Source organism: Bordetella tumulicola (assembly GCF_965138755.1).
In the GTDB taxonomy this organism is placed as follows: domain Bacteria; phylum Pseudomonadota; class Gammaproteobacteria; order Burkholderiales; family Burkholderiaceae_B; genus Bordetella_A; species Bordetella_A tumulicola.
Genome location: NZ_CBCSFP010000006.1, coordinates 189,018 through 195,017, shown reverse-complemented (window position 1 = coordinate 195,017; position 6,000 = coordinate 189,018). Strand labels below are relative to the sequence as shown.

The 6,000-nt window shown below is 58.3% G+C and carries 12 protein-coding genes; all 12 read left to right on the top strand.

Features of this window, described 5'->3' with window-relative positions:
• Positions 1–546, top strand: a 546-nt coding sequence (locus ACNAZS_RS16690) for an EF-Tu C-terminal domain-related protein (RefSeq protein ID WP_415791293.1), incomplete at its 5' end; no start/stop codon positions are given.
• A gap of 72 nt (positions 547–618) precedes the next feature.
• Entirely contained in the window at positions 619–930 is a 312-nt protein-coding gene (gene rpsJ / locus ACNAZS_RS16685) for a 30S ribosomal protein S10 (protein ID WP_003806903.1), read from the top strand.
• A 309-nt stretch (positions 931–1,239) separates the two neighbouring features.
• Positions 1,240–1,929, top strand: a complete 690-nt coding sequence (rplC, locus tag ACNAZS_RS16680) for a 50S ribosomal protein L3 (protein WP_415791290.1) — start codon at positions 1,240–1,242, stop codon at positions 1,927–1,929.
• A 5-nt stretch (positions 1,930–1,934) separates the two neighbouring features.
• Positions 1,935–2,552, top strand: coding sequence for a 50S ribosomal protein L4 (gene rplD, locus ACNAZS_RS16675; protein WP_415791288.1), 618 nt, complete (start codon positions 1,935–1,937; stop codon positions 2,550–2,552).
• A complete protein-coding gene (rplW, locus tag ACNAZS_RS16670; RefSeq protein WP_415791286.1) occupies positions 2,549–2,845 on the top strand; it encodes a 50S ribosomal protein L23 in 297 nt (98 codons plus the stop codon). Before rplD ends, rplW begins: the two co-directional genes overlap by 4 nt.
• Positions 2,846–3,673, top strand: a complete 828-nt coding sequence (gene rplB / locus ACNAZS_RS16665) for a 50S ribosomal protein L2 (RefSeq protein ID WP_415791284.1) — start codon at positions 2,846–2,848, stop codon at positions 3,671–3,673.
• Between the two features lie 12 nt (positions 3,674–3,685).
• Positions 3,686–3,961: a 30S ribosomal protein S19 gene (gene rpsS / locus ACNAZS_RS16660; RefSeq protein WP_415791282.1), complete on the top strand. Its 276-nt coding sequence runs from the start codon at positions 3,686–3,688 to the stop codon at positions 3,959–3,961.
• A 3-nt stretch (positions 3,962–3,964) separates the two neighbouring features.
• On the top strand, positions 3,965–4,294 hold the full coding sequence (rplV, locus tag ACNAZS_RS16655) for a 50S ribosomal protein L22 (RefSeq protein WP_415791280.1): 330 nt from the start codon (positions 3,965–3,967) through the stop codon (positions 4,292–4,294).
• A 9-nt stretch (positions 4,295–4,303) separates the two neighbouring features.
• The gene (gene rpsC / locus ACNAZS_RS16650; RefSeq protein WP_415791278.1) at positions 4,304–5,095 is read left to right on the top strand and encodes a 30S ribosomal protein S3; all 792 of its coding nucleotides are present in this window, start codon (positions 4,304–4,306) and stop codon (positions 5,093–5,095) included.
• A gap of 2 nt (positions 5,096–5,097) precedes the next feature.
• Entirely contained in the window at positions 5,098–5,514 is a 417-nt protein-coding gene (rplP, locus tag ACNAZS_RS16645) for a 50S ribosomal protein L16 (protein ID WP_029579982.1), read from the top strand.
• A gap of 10 nt (positions 5,515–5,524) precedes the next feature.
• Entirely contained in the window at positions 5,525–5,716 is a 192-nt protein-coding gene (gene rpmC / locus ACNAZS_RS16640; RefSeq protein WP_415791276.1) for a 50S ribosomal protein L29, read from the top strand.
• 2 nt (positions 5,717–5,718) lie between these two features.
• Positions 5,719–6,000, top strand: coding sequence for a 30S ribosomal protein S17 (gene rpsQ / locus ACNAZS_RS16635; protein ID WP_415791274.1), 282 nt, complete (start codon positions 5,719–5,721; stop codon positions 5,998–6,000).

Sequence of the window (6,000 nt, the reverse complement as noted above, 5' to 3'; positions counted from 1 at the left end):
CCGGTGGAAGACGTGTTCTCGATCTCGGGTCGTGGCACGGTGGTGACGGGTCGTATCGAGCGCGGTATCGTGAAGGTCGGCGAAGAAATCGAAATCGTGGGCATCAAGCCGACGGTCAAGACGACGTGCACGGGCGTGGAAATGTTCCGCAAGCTGCTCGACCAAGGTCAAGCGGGCGACAACGTGGGTATTTTGTTGCGCGGCACCAAGCGCGAAGACGTCGAGCGCGGCCAGGTGTTGGCCAAGCCGGCGTCGATCACGCCGCACACGGAGTTCACGGCCGAGGTGTACATTCTGTCCAAGGAAGAGGGTGGCCGTCATACGCCGTTCTTCAATGGTTATCGTCCCCAGTTCTACTTCCGTACGACGGACGTGACGGGTTCGATCGACCTGCCCAAGGACAAGGAAATGGTTCTGCCGGGTGACAACGTGTCGATGACGGTCAAGCTGTTGGCCCCGATCGCCATGGAAGAAGGTCTGCGTTTCGCCATCCGTGAAGGCGGCCGTACCGTCGGCGCTGGCGTCGTCGCAAAGATCATCGCTTAAGGCGACCCCCAACCAACGAAAGTGGTTGCGTCCCCTCCAACCGCTTTCGTTTTTCGTTCTTTAGGAAACACCATGAAAAACCAGAAGATCCGCATCCGCTTGAAAGCTTTTGACTACAAGCTGATCGATCAGTCTGCTGCCGAGATCGTCGATACCGCCAAGCGCACGGGCGCCGTGGTTCGTGGTCCGGTGCCGCTGCCTACCCGTATCCGCCGCTACGACGTTCTGCGTTCACCTCACGTGAACAAGACGTCGCGCGATCAGTTCGAGATTCGTACCCATCAGCGTTTGATGGACATCGTGGATCCCACCGACAAGACCGTTGACGCCCTGATGCGTCTGGACCTGCCGGCTGGTGTCGACGTCGAAATCGCGCTGCAGTAAGGTATGTCAAGCCCTTCGGGGCTTTGCCGGGCTTTCTGCTTGGCATGAAAAAACGCCACACGCTTCGGAATGTGGCGTTTTTCCATTGTGCACCTAACTACTTGTGCCATCAGGAAAAACTGTGCTAATATGCAAAGCTTGCCATTTTGTGGCAACAGCAACCTGATCGCATGCTAGTGAAAAGCAGTAGCGCCGTAGTAATAGGCGTAAGTAAAGCAAGCGGTTATGGTTACTTGGCCCTGTAGGGTGAAAGCCTTTACCTTTCGCCTGATTAGCCCCGACCAATCGTAGTCGGGAATGGAGAAAACAATGTCGAATTCGACGCCCACGCCCGCCGCTCACCGGCTGGGTCTGGTGGGTCGCAAGGTCGGCATGACCCGCATTTTTACCGAGGAAGGTGAATCCATCCCGGTGACCGTGCTGGACGTGTCGAACAACCGTGTGACCCAGATCAAGTCCCTGGAAGCTGACGGCTATGCTGCAGTCCAGGTGGCTTATGGCACTCGTCGTGCCTCGCGTGTGGCCCAGCCTCAAACTGGTCACTACGCCAAAGCCGGCACTGAAGCCGGCAGCATGCTGAAAGAGTTCCGTCTGGATCCGGCCCGTCTGGCCGAGTTCACGCCGGGCGCCGTCATCGCTGTTGAGTCGGTCTTCGAAGCCGGCCAACAAGTCGACGTGACGGGTACCACCATCGGTAAGGGTTTCGCCGGTACCATCAAGCGTCACCACTTCGGTTCGCAACGCGCGTCGCACGGTAACTCCCGTTCGCACCGCGTACCGGGCTCGATCGGTCAAGCACAAGATCCGGGTCGTATTTTTCCGGGTAAGCGCATGGCGGGTCACCTGGGTGACGTTACCCGTACCGTTCAAAACCTCGACGTCGTGCGTGTGGACGCAGAGCGCGGTCTGCTGTTGGTCAAGGGCGCTGTCCCCGGCCACGCAGGCGGCGATATCGTCGTGCGTCCGGCCATCAAGGCGCCGGCCAAGAAGGGGGCGTAAGCAACATGGATCTCAAGCTCCTGAACGATCAAGGTGAGGCCGCGACTTTTAGCGCGCCCGACACCATTTTCGGTCGTGATTTCAACGAAGCGCTGGTTCACCAAGTCGTCGTGGCCTTTCAGGCCAACGCGCGTAGCGGTGACCGTGCCCAGAAAGATCGTGCCGAAGTCAAGCACAGCACCAAGAAACCCTGGCGCCAAAAGGGTACCGGTCGCGCACGCGCTGGTATGACCTCGTCGCCGTTGTGGCGTGGGGGTGGTCGTGCTTTCCCGAATTCGCCTGAAGAAAACTTCAGCCAAAAGGTCAACAAGAAAATGTATCGCGCGGGTATCCGTTCGATTCTGTCGCAGTTGGCTCGCGAAGACCGCATTGCTGTTGTCGATACGTTCGATCTCGAATCTCCCAAGACCAAGCTGGCAGTTTCCAAGCTAAAGAGTCTGGGCCTGGATTCGGTGTTGATCATTACCGACACCCTCGATGAAAATGTTTACCTCGCCACCCGCAACTTGCCGCATGTTGCCGTGGTCGAGCCCCGTTATGCCGATCCGTTGTCGCTGATCCACTACAAGAAAGTGCTGATCACCAAGCCGGCCATCGCTCAACTCGAGGAGATGCTGGGATGAACGCCGAACGCTTGATGCAAGTCATTCTGGCGCCGGTGGTGACCGAAAAGGCCACCTTCGTCGCCGAGAAAAATCAGCAAGTCGCTTTCCGTGTCGTGGCTGACGCTACCAAACCGGAAATCAAGGCTGCCGTCGAACTGCTGTTCAAGGTGCAGGTCGAGTCCGTGCAGGTCCTCAACCGTAAGGGCAAAGTCAAGCGCTTTGGCCGTTTCATGGGCCGCCGCCGCACTGAGCGCAAGGCTTATGTTGCGCTCAAAGACGGCCAGGAAATCGACTTTGCGGAGGTGAAGTAAATGGCCCTCGTCAAAGTAAAACCGACCTCGGCTGGCCGCCGTGGCATGGTGAAGGTAGTTAGCCCGAACCTGCACAAAGGTGCGCCGCACGCTGCCCTGCTCGAAAAGAAGATCCGTGGTTCTGGCCGTAACAACAACGGTCACATCACGATTCGTCATCGTGGTGGTGGTCACAAGCAGCACTATCGTATCGTCGACTTCCGTCGCAACAAAGATGGCATTCCGGCCACGGTCGAACGCCTCGAGTACGACCCCAACCGTACGGCGCACATTGCTTTGTTGTGCTACGCCGACGGTGAGCGTCGCTACATCATTGCGCCGCGCGGTCTGGCAGTGGGCGCCACGCTGATCTCGGGTATCGAAGCCCCGATTCGCGCTGGTAACACGCTGCCTATCCGTAACATTCCGGTGGGTACCACGATCCACTGCATCGAAATGCTGCCTGGCAAGGGCGCCCAAATGGCGCGTTCGGCTGGTGCATCCGCGGTGCTGCTGGCTCGAGAAGGTACGTACGCTCAGGTGCGTCTGCGTTCGGGCGAAGTCCGTCGCGTTCACATTGAGTGCCGTGCCACCATCGGTGAAGTCGGTAACGAAGAACACAGCCTGCGCCAAATCGGCAAGGCCGGTGCAATGCGTTGGCGCGGTGTGCGTCCGACGGTTCGTGGTGTTGCCATGAACCCGGTGGATCACCCGCACGGTGGCGGCGAAGGCCGTACTGGCGAAGCACGCGAACCGGTCAGCCCGTGGGGCACGCCCTCGAAGGGTTTCAAAACCCGTCGCAACAAGCGGACGAACAATATGATCGTCCAACGGCGCAAGCGCAAGTAAGAGGCGAACACTATGTCACGTTCGATCAAGAAAGGTCCGTTTGTCGACGCCCACCTTATCAACAAGGTGGACGCGGCCGTCGCGGGCAAAGACAAGAAGCCGATCAAAACCTGGTCGCGCCGTTCCACGATCCTGCCCGAGTTTATCGGTCTGACGATCGCTGTGCACAACGGCCGTCAGCATGTTCCCGTGTATATCAACGAGAACATGGTCGGTCACAAGCTCGGCGAGTTTGCACTGACCCGTACGTACAAGGGTCACGCTGCGGACAAGAAGGCGAAGAGGTAAGCGATGGAAACTACTGCCATTATCCGTGGGGTTCACATCTCGGCCCAAAAGACCCGTTTGGTTGCGGATTTGATCCGCGGCAAGTCGGTGTCTCAGGCGCTGAATATCCTCACCTTTTCCCCCAAGAAGGCTGCCGGCATCCTGAAAAAGGCTGTCGAGTCCGCCATCGCGAATGCCGAACACAACGACGGTGCCGATATCGACGAATTGAAAGTCACTACGATTTTCGTCGACAAGGCCCAATCGATGAAGCGTTTCTCGGCTCGTGCCAAGGGCCGCGGTAACCGCATTGAGAAGCAGACCTGCCATATCACGGTCAAGGTCGGAGGCTAAGGAGTCACGATGGGTCAGAAAATTCACCCCACTGGGTTCCGTCTCGCGGTCACCCGTAATTGGTCTTCGCGTTGGTTCGCTGATGACAAAGCTTTCGGCACGATGTTGGCCGAAGACATCCGCGTTCGCGAATACCTCAAGAAAAAGCTCAAGAGCGCTTCTGTTGGCCGCGTCATTATCGAGCGTCCCGCCAAGAACGCACGCATCACCGTTTACTCGGCTCGCCCGGGTGTGGTGATCGGTAAACGCGGCGAAGACATCGAAAACCTGAAGGCTGATCTGCAGCGTCTGATGGGCGTGCCTGTGCACGTCAACATCGAGGAAATCCGCAAGCCGGAAACCGACGCTCAACTGATCGCTGATTCGATTTCGCAGCAGCTCGAAAAGCGCATCATGTTCCGCCGTGCAATGAAGCGTGCTATGCAGAACGCCATGCGTCTGGGTGCTCAAGGCATCAAGATCATGAGCGCAGGCCGTCTGAACGGTATCGAAATCGCACGTACCGAATGGTACCGCGAGGGTCGCGTACCGCTGCACACGCTGAAGGCCAATATCGACTACGGTACTTCCGAAGCCCACACCACCTACGGTGTGATTGGCATCAAGGTCTGGGTCTATAAGGGCGACATGTTGGCCAACGGCGAATTGCCGCCGGAAACCGCTGCTCCGCGTGAAGAAGAGCGTCGTCCGCGTCGCGCACCGCGTGGCGATCGTCCTGGTGGTGATCGTCCGGGTCGTCCGGGTGGTCGTGGTCGTGGTCCCCGCAAGGCGGACGCGGCCCCGGCTCCTGAAGGAGAATAACCATGCTGCAACCCTCTCGCAGAAAGTATCGCAAAGAGCAAAAGGGCCGCAACACCGGTCTCGCGACGCGCGGCACGAACGTGTCGTTCGGCGAGTTCGGCCTGAAGGCCACCGGCCGCGGCCGTCTGACGGCTCGTCAGATCGAAGCTGCTCGTCGCGCCATCAACCGTCACATCAAGCGTGGCGGCCGTATCTGGATTCGCATTTTCCCGGATAAGCCGATCTCGCAAAAGCCAGCCGAAGTCCGGATGGGTAACGGTAAAGGTAACCCGGAGTACTGGGTCGCCGAAATCCAACCCGGCAAGGTGCTCTACGAAATGGAAGGGGTTAGCGAAGAGCTGGCGCGCGAGGCTTTCCGCCTGGCCGCCGCCAAGTTGCCGATCTCGACCACGTTCGTCGCGCGTCATATCGGTGCTTAAGGAGTACACAATGAAAGCTACCGAACTCCGTTCGAAAGACGCCGCCGAGCTCGGCCAAGAGCTCGAGAGCCTGCTGAAGGCACAATTCGGTCTGCGTATGCAGAAGGCCACGCAGCAGCTTGCCAACACCAGCCAGCTGCGCAACGTCCGTCGCGATATCGCGCGTGTGCGTACCTTGCTGACCGAAAAGGCAGGGAAATAAAAATGAGCGAAACTCAAAACACCCAAGTCGCCAAGCGCCAGCGTACGCTGGTTGGCAAAGTTGTTAGCAACAAGATGGACAAGACGATCGTCGTTCTGGTTGAACGTCGCGTCAAGCACCCCATCTATGGCAAGATCATCATGCGCTCCGCAAAGTACAAAGCGCATGACGAGACGAACCAATACAACGAAGGCGATACCGTTGAAATCGCTGAAGGTCGTCCGATCTCGCGCTCGAAGTCCTGGAGCGTGGTTCGTTTGATCGAAGCGGTCCGCATCATCTAA